The sequence below is a fragment of the Proteus faecis genome (assembly GCF_003144395.1).
Lineage (GTDB): Bacteria > Pseudomonadota > Gammaproteobacteria > Enterobacterales > Enterobacteriaceae > Proteus > Proteus faecis.
The window spans coordinates 37,180-54,112 of record NZ_PENZ01000051.1 but is presented as its reverse complement, the minus strand read 5'-3'; the positions used below and the strand labels follow the sequence as shown (position 1 = coordinate 54,112).

The window sequence follows — 16,933 nt, the reverse complement described above, 5'->3', positions numbered from 1 at the left end:
TAGATTTGTTTTTATTTTGTTAGCTCATCTTTGATGATTGCATGTGTATTTTTTATAAAATCATCCACGTTATGAACTTTTTTAATATAATCAATAGCTTCTATTGATAATGTTTTTCTCTTTTCATCATTCTCAATGAGTTCTCTAACTGCATTTACAAATAAGTCTACTTTATCAAAACCATTACCAAGCACTTCTCCAACATGGATACCAAATTTAGATGTTAAGTCGTCCGGATTTCTGTTACTAACAAGTAATGTGCCAAAAGATAATGCTTCAAGAAATGAAACAGGTAATGCCTCATGAATAGAGCTATTAACTAGCACTTTTGCATCGCGTAAATATTTATTTTTTTCCTCTCCTTCAACATGGCCCACAAAGTGAAGATTTGGAATTTTTTCATATTCTGACATGATATCGTGATTTTTGTCATCGGCTCTAAATATTTTACCTAAAACATAGAAATTGTATTCAGGCATTTTTTTTGCTATTTCACAGAAAATCCAACCTCGTTTAACGGATGCAATACGGCCTAAAAAAACGACATTATTTTGTTTAGGGTGAGTTAAAACATCAAAATTATAGTCAATATCAATTGGATTTGGAGCAAAATCAATAGAAACGTTTTTATCTAAATTATATAAATCAATGGCTTTTTGATTAAGGCACTGCGCCTGAGTAATAAATCGTACTCTTCCTTCTTTGTACCAAGAATGAACAAGATCGTAGATTTTTTGATTATAGTAAGATGTTTCAGGAATTAATTTTACTGTGAAAATTTCATCCCATTCATACATAGGTCTGGGATCTTGTATCCAAAGAATTAGTCGTTTTGATGGATCTAGTTCATTTTTTAATACATTATCGTGTGTAAGCTCAACGCTAAAATAGATATCATAGTCTTTCTTTTTTAAGAATCTTTGTGTAAACCATTTTCTGCGGGGGAGTTTATAAAGCGCTACATCATCGACTATTGTTTTTTCAGCAAAAAAATGACTTTTTCCTTTACCTAATAAAACATCGAATTCAAACTCTTCATTTTTTAAATATTTAGCAATGTAATATCTTGCTAAGTATCCATACCCACCAAATCGAGTATTTGCAGCCCCAAAGAATTCATCAACAATAAGACCTACTTTAATTTTGCGTTTATTTTCTTTATTCATAACGTGTAGAACTCGCAATAGAGTGTGAAATAATTATTTAACATAAAAATATAATTTGGTGGATTTTTAAGATTTTTTATTTCACTGAGGTGAATGAGCAATTTGTAGTAATAGAGCTAGCTGAAATTACCCATAAACAGTAAATTATATTCTTATATTTTATGTTTATGGTGCGGTTGGTGCCGCACCAGTCTACATGATTTTTATCTTGACCTACAACAACGCTTCTGGAGATTCAGGTAAAATTTGTCCGCCATCGACGATAATTGTCTGGCCTGTAATATATTTTGCTTCATTCGACGCAAAGAATGCAGCTGCGTAACCGATATCTTCTGGTTCACCTAAAGTATGTGTTGGGATTGATGCTTTCATTTGATTTAAATACGCTTCGCCTTGCGCTTGTAAGCCTTCGGTGAGGATATTGCCCGGCATCACTGCATTAATGGTAATACCATGACGTGCATATTCAAGAGCTGCGCTACGCATAAAACCTAATTGTCCCGCCTTACTTGCACCGTAGTGGCTCCAGCCAGGATAACCTGTAATCGCACCGGTAATAGAAGAGGTAATGATCACTCGACCTTGTTTTTGTTTCTCCATTACACGCAGTGCCGCTTTAACTAAAAAGAACATGCCTTTTAAGTTTACGGTATGCATTTTATCCCAGTCGGCTTCCGTCATCTCTTTAATGGTAGCTTGAGGGAAAATACCAGTATTGGAACAAAGAATATCAAGTTTGCCATACTCTTTTACAACATTATCAATCACTTTTTCACAGGCGGATTGTTGGGTGACATCAAGGTGCATAAAACCTACATCTAATTCATCTTTTGTTTTATTACCTGCTACATCATCAATATCGGCAATAATCACTTTCGCACCACTCTTTTTAAGTGCGATAACGATACCTTTACCAATGCCTTTTGCACCACCTGAAACTAAAGCGATTTTACCCGTTAAATCAAACATAAAACCTCCTATTAAGTGAAAGTTCCACTGTATCAGTCTAGCTTGAAAAGCGGTAAATCAACCAGAGAACTTTGTTGTTGGTCACAAATGTACCCTAGATCATTTTTTTCTTTAAAAGGATGACATCACAAAATAGAGAGATAAACGGCAGATAGAACATCACACCAGAGAAAATTGAATATTTATCAAAATATGCCGATGCTATTTTTTAGCATAAATAGCGTTTTTTTGAGATGAATGCAAAAAGGCAGTAAAGTGTCTGTATAAAAAGTGTTAACTTATTAAGGAAACACATTTGAGATAGACTAGTATAATCTTTATACAGGCTATTTGATTAGTTTAATGCGCATCAAGTTTATGAAAAAAAATGTACGATAATGATGAACTGGTAAAAAATATGCGTACAATGGTATTGTTGAATCAATTCAGCATTTACGATATCGGTATATAACACCAGACAAACCGGTATTGAGATAAAAAGTTATTCCAACAATTTTGCAATAATTACATCGAATAAGAATCAGAGGTAATCATGGTCAATAGGATCAAAAGAATTGGGGTTTTAACAAGTGGTGGTGATGCACCAGGTATGAATGCCGCGATCCGTGGTGTTGTTCGTGCTGCACTAAGTGAAGGTTTAGAGGTTTATGGGATTATGGATGGCTATATGGGGCTATACGAAAATCGCATGAAAAAACTCGACCGTTTTAGCGTGTCAGACATGATCAACCGTGGTGGTACATTCCTTGGTTCTGCTCGTTTCCCTGAATTTCGTGAAGACAATGTGCGTGCTGTCGCCATTGAAAACATGAAACAAAATGAGCTTGATGCCTTAGTCGTTATTGGTGGTGATGGTTCTTATCTAGGTGCAAAAAAATTAACGGAAGCAGGTTTTCCATGTATCGGTTTACCGGGCACAATCGATAATGATGTTGCTGGTACTGATTACACTATCGGATATTTTACTGCATTAGAAACGGCTGTTGAAGCAATTGACCGCTTACGTGATACCTCAACTTCTCACAAACGTATCTCTATCGTGGAAGTGATGGGACGCTACTGTGGTGACTTAACACTGTCTGCGGCAATCGCAGGGGGCTGTGAATTTGTTGTTCTGCCTGAATCTGAATTACCTTTTAATCGTGATGAATTGCTGGCAGAAATCAAAGCGGGTATTGAACGTGGTAAACGCCATGCAATCGTCGCTATTACCGAACACGTTTGTGATGTGCATGAGTTAGCACGTTTTATTGAAGCTGAAACTAAACATGAAACGCGTGCAACGGTATTAGGTCATATCCAACGTGGTGGTTCTCCAGTTGCTTACGACCGTATTCTTGCTTCTCGCATGGGTGCTTACTCTGTACAACTGCTATTAGAAGGCTATGGCGGTCGTTGTGTCGGTATTCAAAACGAAAAACTGGTTCACCATGATATTATTGATGCGGTTATGAATATGAAACGTGTCTTTAAAGCAGACTGGTATGAGACAGCGAAAAAACTGTATTAATAGATTTTCCGCAATACCAGAGCCTTTCTGAGTTCTATCCTTATTCGTGAACTGCTCTGATACATTTTCTTTGTGTCAGAGTAGCTTCTCGAGTGAAAATATTTCATTTAGCTATTTCTATCTTCCTTTATTTCTTCTTATCCCCTTATATTGCTAGTCATATTCCCGTTGTGTATATCCATCGGTTTTTTGTTATTTCATCGTGATAACACTTTCTGTCAGCCTAGTTAAATACTTAACGATAAAGGGTGGATAGCTATGTTTAAACAATGGGGCTTATTATCAACTGTTTTAGCGACGTTACTTTTTTCCAATACCGTATGGGCTAAAGATATTCAATTATTGAATGTCTCTTACGATCCAACGCGAGAGCTTTATCAGCAGTATAACCAAGCATTTAGTCAGTATTGGAAGCAGAAAACGGGAGATAGTGTCACTATTCGCCAATCACATGGTGGTTCAGGAAAGCAAGCGACATCAGTTATCAATGGTATTGAGGCCGATATTGTTACATTGGCACTCGCTTATGATATCGATGCGATTGCACAAAGAGGAAGCATCGACAAGCAATGGATAACACGATTACCTGATAACTCAGCCCCTTATACTTCAACAATCGTTTTTTTAGTGAGAAAAGGAAATCCCAAACAAATTAAAGATTGGGATTCATTGATTCAACCGGGTGTTTCCATTATTACACCTAATCCCAAAACCTCAGGAGGTGCAAGATGGAACTATCTTGCTGCATGGGGTTATGGATTAAAAGCTAATCATCAGGATAGTGAAAAAGCGAAAGCCTTCGTTAAAGCACTTTATCAGCAAGTTGAAGTATTAGATTCAGGTGCGAGAGGAGCAACAAATACCTTTGTTGAGCGAGGTATCGGCGATGTATTAATTGCATGGGAAAACGAAGCGTTATTAGCGATTAATGAATTAGGCGCTGATAAATTTGAGATAGTTACACCATCAGTATCTATTCTTGCAGAGCCTACTGTGTCGGTAGTTGATAAGGTTGTTGATAAACGAGGAACACGAGAAATTGCCACAGCATACTTAGACTATCTTTACTCACCAGAAGGACAAGAGATCGCGGCAAAAAATTATTATCGTCCCAGAGATAAAACAATAGCAGAGAAATACCAAAGCAGTTTTCCAACACTAGAACTCTTTACTCTTAATGATGTTTTTGGTGATTGGCAATCTGCGCAGAAAATACATTTTGCGACTGGGGGGGTATTTGATGAAATTAGTCGCCGTTGATTAAGCCGAGGTAAGCAAAACAAAAAAATCACCTTCTGCTTTATATTCAGTAAGGTGATTTTCTCTATTTTTATCGATTAATGGCAGAAGCCAGAAAGATAAAAATTATTTTTTCGCTTTAGCTTGTGCAGCTGCTTTAACGATAACGGCAAATGCGTCAGCTTTCAGTGAAGCGCCACCGACTAATGCACCATCAATGTCTGGTTGACCAAACAGTTCTGCTGCATTTTTATCGTTAACAGATCCACCGTATTGAATGATAACTTGTTCAGCAATAGCCGCATCTTTCTTCGCAATATGATCACGAATAAATTTATGAACAGCTTGAGCTTGTGCTGGAGTTGCAGATTTACCTGTACCGATAGCCCAGATTGGTTCATAAGCGATAACGGCATCTTTAAATGCTGCTGCACCATGTGCATTTAACACGGCATCGATTTGGCGAGCACAAACTTCTTGCGTTTTGCCAGCTTCATTTTCTGCTTCAGTTTCACCAATACATAATACTGGTGTTAAACCTAACTCTTTTAACACGCCGAATTTTTGAGCGATAAACTCGTCAGATTCTTTATGATAAGTACGACGCTCAGAGTGACCAATGATAACGTATTTAACATCAACGTTTTTCAGCATTTCTGCTGAAGTTTCACCAGTGAAAGCACCTGATAAGTTAACACCTGTATCTTGAGCACCTAATGCGATACGGCTTCCACCAATTTCATGGCGTGCTTGGCATAGGTAAACTGCGGGTGGTGCGATAGCAACATCACAACCTGCAACACCGCTAACTTCTTTACGTAATGCAGCAATTAATTCATGAACCATATGAATGCTGCCGTTGAGTTTCCAGTTACCCATGACTAATGGATGGCGCATAACTTTTCCTCCAACCGAGTGGTTTAAATTTAGTTTGCTAATAAACACGAATTCTGTTGATGCACAACAGTATAGAGAACAATGAATAGAATAGCTTTGTTTTTTATCACGGAATAGCTGAAACGATCTTGCTGTTTAAAGAAAGCTTAATCGGTTCAATAGCAAAGGTTGTTAATTGATCATCTTCATGGGCAATAATATAGCGAATAGCCCCCACATCATGGCTAATATAATCAGAAGTTTGATTTTTAAAAGCGAATAAATTGAGAGCCTCTTGAATTTGCTCTTGGGTTATAGATGGATCAAATTGAGTGACTAAAGTGATAATGTATTGTGTTGTGATCTCACGATTTCTCTTTTCTAATTCAGGTGCATCAGGGGTATGGATCAGCGTGAGTTGTAAACTTTTTATTTTTTCGCTACCACGCTCTAATATCGCAGATGAATAGAGATAAGGCGTAATACGCGTTGCGGCTCTGACAAGAGGGATGGCAATATCGTGATTAGTGATAATTTTATATTCATTAAGCGATAACAACGGATTTTGTTGATTGAACTTGGCTCTTAGCTCCGGAATGGTCATCTCAAAAACAGGCGCATCTTGCTTAAGATAGGCAATATCATCTTTACTGGGCTGTTTTTGTGCGACAGACATCTCTGTTGCAAAAACAGAAGTTGGCAAACAAAGAGCAATGCTTATGATTATCAGGTATAACGTAGAAAGTGTGCTTGCTTTTATCATCTGTCCTCCGTTTGTCTGTGCTGTTATTGGCTAGTCTGTATTATTTGATACTAAATGGACAGTGTAATTCACAAATTAAGTAAATTATTGAGAATTTATGACCTTACAACATTGGGCATTTTCATTCAAAGGGCGAATTGGGCGTCGTGACTTTTGGGCTGGTTTTGGTGTTTGCTTTGCGCTGTTTTTAGGCCTCATTATTATTAATGATGTGATTTATCCATTACCTACCACTGTAATATGGATAGTGTCCTTTTTTATTCTTTATCCGCTATGTGCAATTTTTACAAAAAGACTTCATGACAGAAATAAAAGAGGAATATGGCTTTTATTACTCTTACTTGCCGTGATGTTAGGATTAGCCGATACCAGTAGTTTAGAACCATTTTGGCAATGGGCGATAGGGCGTTTTCTTCCTTCTTTTATCGGAATGATTATGTTGCTTGATTGCGGAGTCTTTGTTGGTAATGACGGTGAAAACTATTTTGGTAAACAGACTGAACAAGTGGATTATCGTCGCTGGCGTTAATCTATATGGTGAAACCAATAAGGGTGAGAGAAATAAGCTCACCCTTATTTTTTTATTACCAATATTGCTCACTGGTGATATGTCCGGGTTTGCGTCGTAAGTGCTTACGCATTTCTCGTTGTTCTTTTAAGAGTTGTTGTGTCTCTCTGACCATTTGAGGATTACCACATAACATAATATGGCTCTCTTCCGGGCTGATGGTTAGGCCAACTGTTTTTTCTAAGGCACCACTTTCAATTAATGCAGGAATACGTCCGGTTAATGAGCCAATATGATTTTCACGGCTGACAATGGTTTGAATGCGCAATTTGCCTTGATAACGTTCAACAAGTTTTTCCATTAAAGGTAAATAGCTTAAGTCATTAGCATATCGAACAGCGTGAACAAGAACGATATTTTCAAATCGCTCAAGATCGTGACCTAATTGCAAAATAGATAAAAAAGGCCCAATGGCGGTTCCTGTCGAAAGCATCCAAAGTGTATTTGTTGTGGGGATCTCTTCTAATACAAAAAAACCACTGGCTTGCTCAGTGATCAGGACTTCATCACCAACCTCTAGTGCGCTTAATTTAGGGCTTAATTTTCCATCAGGTACAGTAACCAGATAGAACTCTAAATTGGGATCATCTGGTGCGTTTACATAAGAGTAGGCTCGTTGTACTCGCTCGCCATCAATATCTAGTGCTAATTTTGCAAATTGTCCGGCTGTAAACTTATCAATAGGAGCATTGACGACGAGACTTATTAACGCATCAGTCCAGTGATGAACTTGAATAACTTTTCCATTCACCCAATTAGCCATAGAGATTATCTCCTTTTGATAAACACGCTTATGTTGCTTATTTATTCTAAATAGGATGTGGTTTTTTATTTATCAATATGGTGTGGTGATGTGATTAATCTAAGATTTTGTCAATAATTGACACAATATGTACATTTATATTGACAACTATGGTGTATTTCTCTGACATTAATCTTTATACAAAAATTGCTGGCTATCTCGCAAATTTCTCCAAATTTGTTAACTTAGTCTCATTCTGAAAAGGTACGCATTTTGCAGAGTTTATTTTTATAAATTCTCTGTGGTATGCGCCTGTCCGTTAATGTATTTATCTAAAATTCTTGAGAAAAGAAATGAGAAAGTTAGAGCATGCAAATCTATTATTATTGATAATTGCATTGGTTGCTGTGGGTCAAATGACTCAAACTATTTATGTTCCTGTTATTGCTGATATGGCCGTTTACTTTGGTGAACCCACAGGGGCGGTACAGCAAGTTATGGGAGCTTATCTTTTTTCTTATGGTTTTTCACAGTTAATTTATGGACCTATATCCGACAAAGTAGGGCGCCGTCCTGTTATTTTAGTCGGAATGACTATCTTTTGTTTATCAACGCTGGTGGCAATTTTCTCGCAAAATTTAACCACTCTGGTTATCGCAAGTACCTTACAAGGAATGGGAACGGGTGTTGCAGGCGTTATGACACGTACTCAACCTCGTGATTTATATACAGGAACTGCATTACGTTATGCCAATAGTTTGTTAAATATGGGCGTTTTAGTTAGCCCATTATTAGCGCCGATGATTGGTGGTGTTGTCGCTCATTTCTTTGGCTGGCATGCGTGTTATATTTTCTTATTATTATTAGGAACCAGTGTCCTACTTTGTATGTATCGTTGGATGCCAGAAACGCGGCCAGTGCAAGTTGAAAAGCGTAATATGTTGTCATCATTTTACTTACTGCTTTCAAATAGTACTTTTAGTGCATTTTTGATTATGCTGATTTGTGCATTATCCGGTATTGCTGTTTTTGAAGCATCAAGCGGTGTGTTAATGGGAGGAGTATTAGGATTAAGCAGTATTACTATCAGTATATTGTTTATTCTACCGATCCCTGCTGCATTCTTTGGCGCTTGGTATGCAGGTCGTGAAGGTAAAACCTTTGTGCAACTGATGTGGCACTCTGTTTTTTGTTGTTTATCTGCGGGTATCTTAATGTGGATCCCTGGTTGGCTAAATATTATTAATATTTGGACATTACTGGTTCCTGCTGCACTGTTTTTCTTTGGTGCAGGTATGCTATTTCCGTTAGCAACGACAGGAGCAATGGAACCATTTCCTTATTTAGCGGGCTCTGCTGGTGCGCTGGTAGGTGGTTTACAAAATGTAGGTTCCGGTGTGGCAACATGGTTTTCTGCTTTACTGCCACAGCATAATCAATTTAGCTTAGGGATGATTATGTTTGCTATGTCAGTGGCGATTATGCTTTGTTGGCTTCCGTTAGCTCATCGTTTTAGCCATGAAGAACATACTATTTAGTGGAATAAAAAATGCCGAGATAAAAAATCTCGGCATTTGGTTTTGTAGCCTAGGCTACTTCTCTCTCAAACTGTTTTACTGCAATTAACCGCGATCTTCCCACTCTTGAGCGCGCGCGACAGCTTTTTTCCAGCCGTTATAGCGATAGTTACGCTCAGTGGTTTCAATGCCTGGACGGAATTCTTTATCAATAGCTGCTTTGTTTTTCACTTCTTCTAAATCACTCCAAAAACCGATAGCAAGACCTGCAAGGAATGCTGCACCTAATGCAGTACTTTCACGAACTACAGGGCGTTCTACTCGAGTACCTAAAATATCGGATTGGAACTGCATTAAGAAGTTGTTGGCAACGGCGCCACCATCAACACGCAGTGATTGTAAACGTGCACCTGAATCGGCTTGCATTGCATCAAGCACATCGCGTGTTTGATAAGCGATAGATTCTAAGGTTGCACGAATAATGTGATTACGGTTAGCACCACGGGTTAAACCGAAAATAGCGCCACGGGCATACGGATCCCAATATGGTGCGCCTAAACCTGTGAATGCAGGAACAACATAGACGCCGTTAGTATCGTTCACTTTCGTTGCAAAGTATTCAGAGTCAGTTGCTTCATCAATAAGTTTTAGCTCATCACGTAGCCATTGAATAGAAGCACCCCCAACGAATACTGCACCTTCTAGAGCATAGTTCACTTCACCACGAGGGCCACAACAGATGGTTGTTAACAAACCATGATTAGAACGAACCGCTTCTTTACCTGTGTTCATCAATAAGAAGCAACCCGTACCATAGGTATTTTTTGCCATACCGCTTTGTACGCAAAGCTGACCATAAAGTGCTGCTTGTTGGTCACCCGCCATACCTGCGATAGGAATACGTGTCCCCCCTTTACCACCAATGTTTGTTTGGCCATAAACTTCTGAAGATGGCACCACTTTTGGTAGCATATTGCGAGGAATATCCAGTAGGTCGAGAATTTTTTGATCCCAATCTAAAGAGTGGATATTGAATAACATAGTACGTGAGGCGTTAGTATAATCTGTAACGTGAACGCGGCCTTGTGTCATTTTCCAAACTAACCAAGTATCAACAGTACCGAATAACAATTCGCCTTTCTCTGCTTTTTCACGTGCACCTTCGACGTTGTCGAGGATCCATTTTAATTTTGTACCAGAGAAATAAGGGTCAACCATTAAACCTGTGTTTTGGCGAATATATTCTTCAACGCCTTCTTTATCTTTTAAGCGAGTGCAGAAATCCGCAGTACGGCGACATTGCCAGACAATCGCGTTATAAACAGGTTTACCGGTTTCTTTATCCCATACAATCGTGGTTTCACGTTGGTTTGTGATACCGATACCAGCAACGTGGTCGGAGGGAATATCTGCTTTTGCTAATACTTCAACTAAGGTTGCGCTTTGTGTTGCCCAAATTTCCATTGGATCGTGTTCAACCCAACCCGGTTTAGGATAGATTTGGGTGAATTCACGCTGTGAAATACTGACGATATTGGCATTGTGGTCAATGACTACGGCACGTGAACTGGTTGTGCCCTGATCCAGCGCAACAATGTATTTTTTCTCGGTATTCGATGTATTTGTTTCTGTTGTCATATTAGTAACCTGTTCTGATAATCAACAATATTGCTCTTAATTTTATTTATCGTCTTCAATTTTGCAGGTATCGCAAGGCAAGTGACGGCCAATTAATTTACGGTAAGCCAGTGCACCTAAAATACCACCGATAAATGGAGCAATTATTGGAACTAAGAAATAAGGGATATCGCGTCCACCAGTCAGCGCAATATCACCCCAGCCAGCAAAGTACGCAACCAATTTTGGACCAAAGTCACGAGCTGGGTTTAAGGCGAATCCGGTTAATGGGCCAAATGCACCACCGATTACGGCAATTAAGATACCAATTAATAAAGGTGCTAATGGGCCTTTAGGCACACCGTTGCCATCATCAGTTAAGGCTAAAATTAAGCCAACTAATATAACGGCAATGATAACTTCAACAAAAAAGGCATGTATAACGGAGATTTGAGCTGCAGGATAAGTTGAAAATACACCGGCAGTGAAGAGACTTTCTTGTGAGCCTCTGACAATACCATTAACTTGTTCGTAGTCGAGGAAAACATTGTAGTACATAAAGTACACAATTGCTGCGGCAAAGAAGCCACCTAACATTTGTGCAATAATATAAGGGATGACTTTTCTGCGTTCAAAGCAAGCAAATAACCAAAACGCAACAGTCACTGCAGGGTTCAAGTGAGCACCAGAGGTACCAGCGGTAAGATAAACGGCTAAGGCAACACCCAGCCCCCAGATAATACTTATCTCCCATAGCCCTAGCTCTGCGCCTGCAATACGTACCGCAGCAACACAACCAAGACCAAAGAAGACTAGCAAAGCAGTTCCGATAAATTCAGAAATGCATTGACCCATAAGAGAGGTTTTCGTCTGGCTCATATATTCTATCCTGAAAGAGGGTTATTTATTGTTAGTATTCTTTTCGAATTGAAAAGATAACTGTGAATTTATCGTTAATGAGCGTAAACGAGAATAAGCGAAATTGAAATTTGTGTGTCTCATCAAGAAAATGAGTGAAAACGCTCTTAATTAGTGACTTGATCGACATTTGTAATGTGATCTGACCAGTGTTTTTGAAAAATTGAAAAAAGAATGTAATTCCTCGGAAGATGCTAGACAGTTGTTGATAGGCTACTTACAATCGGAAGTATCGATTATATGGGGGATTACAGTATGTCATTTGAAGTTTTCGAGAAGTTAGAATCAAAAGTACAACAAGCCATTGATACCATCACGTTATTACAGATGGAAATCGAAGAGCTAAAAGAAAAAAATGATGCGCTGAGCCAAGAAGTTCAAGAAGCGAAAGGATCACGCGAAGCCCTTGTTCGTGAAAATGAAGAATTGAAACAAGAGCAATCAAGCTGGCAAGAGCGTTTACGCGCGCTGTTAGGTAAAATGGAAGACGTGCAGTAATTGTCTTTGTTTGCTTAAAGCCTAAAAAACAAAAGCCACCGTTAGGTGGCTTTTGAGTATTGAAATCGTAAGAATATAACTAAAAAGTAACAATTACTCTTCAATCAAATCTTCATCTAAGCCTAATGGCTCTTCAGATAAAATAATCCCTGTGTTATCAGCATAAAGATAATCACCAGAGAAGAAGGTAACACCACCGAAGTTAACACGGATATCACTTTCACCAATGCCTTCACTTTGGCAACCCGCAGGGATAGCTGCCATTGCTTGAATACCTAAATCAAGCTCTGATAATGCATCAACTTGACGTACTGCACCGTAAACAACAATGCCTTCCCATTCATTAGAAACGGCAAGTTGCGCTAGTTCAGCATCAACTAAGGCTTTACGTACAGAGCCACCTCCATCAACTAAAAGAATACGGCCTTTACCATTTTCTTCGAGTAAGTCATAAAGCAGGCCATTATCTTCAAAGCATTTAACGGTGATGATTTGCCCGTTAAAGGCACTTTGACCACCAAAGTTTGAGAAAAGCGGTTCTACGACATTGATATCTTCTTGATAGATATCACAGAGTTCAGAAGTATCATATTTCATAGGAGATTACGTCAGGTTGCCACAGGAAAGGTCAGTATATCCCTTAACAGGGGTAGTTGGCAAAAGACTCACTGAAAATTCAGTGAGTCAAATCAACAATCGAGTGAAATTATTCTAAAACTAAACCTAAAGAGAAAAGAACGTTAGTTAGTAGTGCTGCTTTTACCATGTGTTCGAGTAGGGGACGCATTCCTTCACCGGAGTGATCGGCATTTACACGTTTGATATGCAGTAAAAGCATTGGGGTGGCGAGTAAAAATAACCACGCGGTCCAGCGATGCATATAGAGTAGAGTAAAGATAATTAAGCAGGCAATAGAGAGAAAAATAACACAGGTATGGTAAGTTCGTGAGCCAGCAGGGCCTAAGCGAACCGCTAATGTATTTTTACCTGCCTGAATATCACTTTCTAAATCGCGCATATTATTAATGTTTAGAACAGCGACAGAAAGTAAACCACAGGCTGTAGCAGGAAGTAAGGTAACAATATCAAAGGTGTTGGATTGTAAGTAATAAGTTCCGATGACACTTAACCAGCCAAAGAAAATTAACACAGAGATATCACCTAGCCCCATATAACCATAAGGGCGCTTACCCACGGTATAAGTAATTGCGGCAACAATAGCGAGTAAACCCATCACTAGGAAGCCAATAGCGTCTTCAGGCTTTTTACAGGCGACAATAATCAGTGCAATACCACAGATACAGGAAATAATAACATTTAAGATCAGCGCTTTTTTCATTTGAGCTGCTGTTATTATGCCTTTTTGCATTCCACGAAGTGGCCCTAAACGTTCTTCAGTATCTGTTCCTTTTACGGCATCACCATAGTCATTGGCAAGGTTTGATAGGATCTGTAACGTTCCCGCTGTCAATATAGCAAGCAGTGCAATAGGTAGCTCAAAATGACCCATCCAATACGCTAATGCGGAACCCGTCACAATGGCAATTAACCCTAAAGGCAGTGTTTTGGGTCGTAAACTTTCAAGCCAGGCTTGAGTCCGGCTAGTGGAATTTAGAGAGCTCATGCTGAAATTCAATACTCATGTTCGTTGTTATTATAAAAATAAGAATGGGAGGCAAGCCTCCCACGTAAATATTGCTGATAAGGATCGCACAAGTTGATTATAAAATAAATCGACTCAGATCTTCATCTGCGACAAGCTCATCCAGATGCTGTTTCACATATTCTGCATCAATCAATATTGATTGACCTTGACGTTCACTCGCATCGTAGGAAATTTCTTCCATCAAACGCTCTAAAACAGTATGCAAACGACGAGCACCGATATTTTCAGTGGTTTCGTTTACACGCCATGCTGATTCAGCAATTTTGCGAATACCGTCTTCGGTGAAGCTAATAGACACCCCTTCGGTTGCCATTAATGCTTCATACTGTTTTGTTAACGATGCATTAGGTTCAGTTAGAATACGCTCAAAATCTTCTGCTGTCAGCGCTTGAAGTTCAACACGAATAGGTAGACGTCCTTGTAATTCAGGAATTAAATCAGAAGGACTTGAAACTTGGAATGCGCCTGATGCAATAAACAGAATATGGTCTGTTTTTACCATACCGTGTTTTGTCGAAACAGTACAACCTTCAACCAGTGGTAAGAGGTCACGCTGTACGCCTTCACGAGAAACGTCTGGGCCAGAACTTTGTCCACCACGTTTACAGATTTTATCTACTTCATCAATAAAGACGATACCGTGTTGTTCTACCGCATCAATTGCTTGTTGTTTAAGCTCTTCAGGGTTAACTAATTTCGCAGCTTCTTCTTCAACAATAAGTTTAAACGCATCTTTGATTTTCATCTTGCGCGCTTTTTGTTTCTGACCTGCTAAATTTTGGAACATAGATTGTAATTGATTAGTCATCTCTTCCATTCCTGGAGGAGCCATAATTTCAACACCCATTGGTGTTGCAGCTAACTCAATTTCAATCTCTTTATCGTCTAATTGGCCTTCGCGTAATTTTTTACGGAAAGATTGACGTGCTGCTGAAGGTTCAGACGCTTGTTCTGCTACACCCCAGTTATTTTTTGCTGGTGGAATAAGTACATCGAGGATACGTTCTTCAGCCATTTCCTCAGCACGGAAACGATTTTTATCGATAGCTTGGCTACGTACCATTTTGACCGCAGAGTCGGTTAAATCACGGATAATAGAATCGACTTCTTTACCTACATAACCCACTTCGGTGAATTTGGTTGCTTCAACTTTGATGAAAGGCGCATTTGCCAGTTTAGCTAAACGGCGTGCAATTTCAGTTTTACCTACACCAGTAGGTCCAATCATCAGAATGTTTTTAGGTGTTACTTCGTGACGCAGCGCTTCATCAAGCTGCATACGACGCCAGCGGTTACGCAGGGCAATTGCCACAGCACGTTTCGCTTTATCTTGACCAATAATAAATCTATCGAGTTCGCTGGCAATTTCGCGAGGAGTCATTTCAGACATGCTCTCTAATCCTTACTCTTTTGAAGAGAGTTCTTCAAAGTTGACATTGTGGTTAGTGTAAATACAGATATCTCCAGCGATGCTAAGTGCTTTTTCAGCAATTTCTCGTGCAGAAAGTTCGGTATTTTCTAGCATAGCTCTAGCCGCTGCTTGTGCATAAGGACCACCAGAACCGATAGCAATTAAATCGTTTTCTGGTTGAACCACATCACCATTACCGGTGATGATAAGAGATGTATTTTCATCTGCAACAGCAAGCAACGCTTCTAATTTGCGTAGCATTCTGTCTGTACGCCAATCTTTAGCAAGTTCTACCGCAGCTTTAGTTAAATGCCCTTGGTGAAGTTCTAATTTGCGTTCAAACAGTTCAAAAAGAGTAAAAGCATCAGCAGTGCCACCAGCAAATCCCGCAATGACTTTGTCGTTATAAAGACGGCGTACTTTGCGAACATTGCCTTTCATGACGGTATTACCCATCGTCGCCTGTCCATCACCACCGATTACAACTTGGCCCTTACGGCGAACACTTACGATTGTAGTCATGAGTCAGCCCCTGGTTTAATCAATAAAAAATGAGACGGGAAGTGCTTTTATCTAAGATAAAGTACGACCCGTTATGTGAATTAGAATTATAGGTGGGGGAGATAATTTATTTTTCAACCCCCAGAAGAGCGAAGAATACAACCTGATACACCAGCTCCAGCCGCTTGTTTACTCACAGAGTTGGCTTGTTCCTTACTGTAAGGACCTGATAATACGCGGATCCAGCCATCATTGCCTTTCGTTACTCGGCTTTCAACACCAGAAAAAGCTAGCGTTGCTCTCACTGATTCAGCTTGTTCGGTATTTTTAAATGAGCCACATTGCACTAAAAAGTTTGCTTCAGTCACCGCAGGTTTAGGCGTTGTAACAATCGCAGGTGCTTGCGGTTGTTGAGTTTGTACTGGCTGTTGTGTAACAGAAGGCGTTGTTGTTGCTGGCGGCGTTACAACCACTTGTGAGCGTGGTACTTCACCATTATAAGGCACTTCTGGCAGTTGAACGGCGGGTTGGCGTTTATCCGCTTCAATTTGTTGTAAAAAACGCAACTGTTCAGGCGAAAGTGTTGCTTTCGGATTAATCTGGCTACCCGATGAAGGAAATTCAGGCTGTAAAGGTGTACCTACCTGACGATTTTCCAATTCTTTAATATATTGCCAACGCTCTTGCGGTTTGGGCGGTAAGCTATTTGCTGGATGTTGCCCAGTGATAGCTGGCGTTGTTTCTACGGCTTCTTTTTTATTATGTGTAATAAAATAGAGGCCACCGATAAACAGCGCCACAATAGCGATTGCCGCGATAAGCGTCGTTAAAGGCAGCCCTTTAGCAGCCTTTTTGCTCTTACTTTTCGTTGTTTTTTTACGACGAGCAGATGTCTGCCCTCGTCCCACATAGTCTCGTTGTGCCACAGTTCGATTCGCTGGTAATTAAAGGAATAGGTATCACAAACGATAT

General features: G+C 39.5%; 17 protein-coding genes. 5 read left to right on the top strand and 12 right to left on the bottom strand.

Going from position 1 to position 16,933, the window contains the following annotated elements; translation table 11 throughout:
- Positions 1 to 11: 11 nt before the first annotated feature.
- Together DK858_RS17350 and fabG are read right to left on the bottom strand one after the other, a co-directional pair.
- Positions 12 to 1,166, bottom strand: coding sequence for a glycosyltransferase family 4 protein (locus DK858_RS17350; RefSeq protein WP_109398470.1), 1,155 nt, complete (start codon positions 1,164 to 1,166; stop codon positions 12 to 14).
- 213 nt (positions 1,167 to 1,379) lie between these two features.
- Positions 1,380 to 2,135, bottom strand: a complete 756-nt coding sequence (fabG, locus tag DK858_RS17345; protein WP_109398469.1) for a 3-oxoacyl-ACP reductase FabG — start codon at positions 2,133 to 2,135, stop codon at positions 1,380 to 1,382.
- 532 nt (positions 2,136 to 2,667) lie between these two features.
- Between fabG and pfkA the strand changes: the two genes are divergently transcribed.
- Positions 2,668 to 3,645 (top strand): 6-phosphofructokinase, encoded by a 978-nt coding sequence (pfkA, locus tag DK858_RS17340; protein WP_023583426.1) that lies wholly within the window; start codon positions 2,668 to 2,670, stop codon positions 3,643 to 3,645.
- A 258-nt stretch (positions 3,646 to 3,903) separates the two neighbouring features.
- Positions 3,904 to 4,905: a sulfate ABC transporter substrate-binding protein gene (locus DK858_RS17335; protein WP_109398468.1), complete on the top strand. Its 1,002-nt coding sequence runs from the start codon at positions 3,904 to 3,906 to the stop codon at positions 4,903 to 4,905.
- A gap of 105 nt (positions 4,906 to 5,010) precedes the next feature.
- Here DK858_RS17335 and tpiA read toward each other — a convergent pair whose 3' ends face one another.
- Positions 5,011 to 5,781 (bottom strand): triose-phosphate isomerase, encoded by a 771-nt coding sequence (gene tpiA / locus DK858_RS17330; protein ID WP_069366847.1) that lies wholly within the window; start codon positions 5,779 to 5,781, stop codon positions 5,011 to 5,013.
- 106 nt (positions 5,782 to 5,887) lie between these two features.
- Entirely contained in the window at positions 5,888 to 6,523 is a 636-nt protein-coding gene (locus DK858_RS17325; RefSeq protein WP_109398467.1) for a DUF1454 family protein, read from the bottom strand.
- 97 nt (positions 6,524 to 6,620) lie between these two features.
- Here DK858_RS17325 and DK858_RS17320 point away from each other — a divergent pair, with 97 nt between their 5' ends.
- The gene (locus tag DK858_RS17320) at positions 6,621 to 7,052 is read left to right on the top strand and encodes a DUF805 domain-containing protein (RefSeq protein ID WP_109398466.1); all 432 of its coding nucleotides are present in this window, start codon (positions 6,621 to 6,623) and stop codon (positions 7,050 to 7,052) included.
- A gap of 55 nt (positions 7,053 to 7,107) precedes the next feature.
- Here DK858_RS17320 and fpr read toward each other — a convergent pair whose 3' ends face one another.
- Positions 7,108 to 7,854 (bottom strand): ferredoxin--NADP(+) reductase, encoded by a 747-nt coding sequence (fpr, locus tag DK858_RS17315; protein ID WP_109398465.1) that lies wholly within the window; start codon positions 7,852 to 7,854, stop codon positions 7,108 to 7,110.
- A gap of 332 nt (positions 7,855 to 8,186) precedes the next feature.
- Here fpr and emrD point away from each other — a divergent pair, with 332 nt between their 5' ends.
- Positions 8,187 to 9,371 (top strand): multidrug efflux MFS transporter EmrD, encoded by a 1,185-nt coding sequence (gene emrD, locus DK858_RS17310; protein WP_109398464.1) that lies wholly within the window; start codon positions 8,187 to 8,189, stop codon positions 9,369 to 9,371.
- Between the two features lie 84 nt (positions 9,372 to 9,455).
- On the opposite strand, the gene glpK is transcribed toward emrD, so the two are convergent.
- Both glpK and DK858_RS17300 read right to left on the bottom strand, forming a co-directional pair.
- Positions 9,456 to 10,988 (bottom strand): glycerol kinase GlpK, encoded by a 1,533-nt coding sequence (gene glpK, locus DK858_RS17305; protein WP_109398463.1) that lies wholly within the window; start codon positions 10,986 to 10,988, stop codon positions 9,456 to 9,458.
- 42 nt (positions 10,989 to 11,030) lie between these two features.
- Positions 11,031 to 11,846, bottom strand: a complete 816-nt coding sequence (locus DK858_RS17300) for an MIP/aquaporin family protein (RefSeq protein WP_109398462.1) — start codon at positions 11,844 to 11,846, stop codon at positions 11,031 to 11,033.
- A 294-nt stretch (positions 11,847 to 12,140) separates the two neighbouring features.
- Here DK858_RS17300 and zapB point away from each other — a divergent pair, with 294 nt between their 5' ends.
- Positions 12,141 to 12,383: a septal ring assembly protein ZapB gene (zapB, locus tag DK858_RS17295; protein ID WP_072064652.1), complete on the top strand. Its 243-nt coding sequence runs from the start codon at positions 12,141 to 12,143 to the stop codon at positions 12,381 to 12,383.
- Positions 12,384 to 12,476: 93 nt separating this feature from the next.
- Here the strand turns inward: zapB and rraA are convergent, their stop codons facing one another.
- From rraA to ftsN, 5 genes are all read right to left on the bottom strand, one after another.
- Positions 12,477 to 12,980 (bottom strand): ribonuclease E activity regulator RraA, encoded by a 504-nt coding sequence (rraA, locus tag DK858_RS17290; RefSeq protein ID WP_006534154.1) that lies wholly within the window; start codon positions 12,978 to 12,980, stop codon positions 12,477 to 12,479.
- Positions 12,981 to 13,089: 109 nt separating this feature from the next.
- Positions 13,090 to 14,007 carry a 1,4-dihydroxy-2-naphthoate polyprenyltransferase gene (locus DK858_RS17285; protein WP_072064651.1) on the bottom strand — a complete coding sequence of 306 codons (918 nt, stop codon included), beginning with the start codon at positions 14,005 to 14,007 and terminating at the stop codon, positions 13,090 to 13,092.
- A 97-nt stretch (positions 14,008 to 14,104) separates the two neighbouring features.
- Positions 14,105 to 15,439, bottom strand: coding sequence for an HslU--HslV peptidase ATPase subunit (gene hslU, locus DK858_RS17280; RefSeq protein WP_109398461.1), 1,335 nt, complete (start codon positions 15,437 to 15,439; stop codon positions 14,105 to 14,107).
- Between the two features lie 12 nt (positions 15,440 to 15,451).
- Entirely contained in the window at positions 15,452 to 15,982 is a 531-nt protein-coding gene (gene hslV, locus DK858_RS17275) for an ATP-dependent protease subunit HslV (RefSeq protein ID WP_006534149.1), read from the bottom strand.
- A gap of 113 nt (positions 15,983 to 16,095) precedes the next feature.
- Complete coding sequence (gene ftsN / locus DK858_RS17270) at positions 16,096 to 16,887, bottom strand: cell division protein FtsN (RefSeq protein ID WP_109398460.1); 792 nt, start codon at positions 16,885 to 16,887, stop codon at positions 16,096 to 16,098.
- Positions 16,888 to 16,933: the final 46 nt, after the last annotated feature.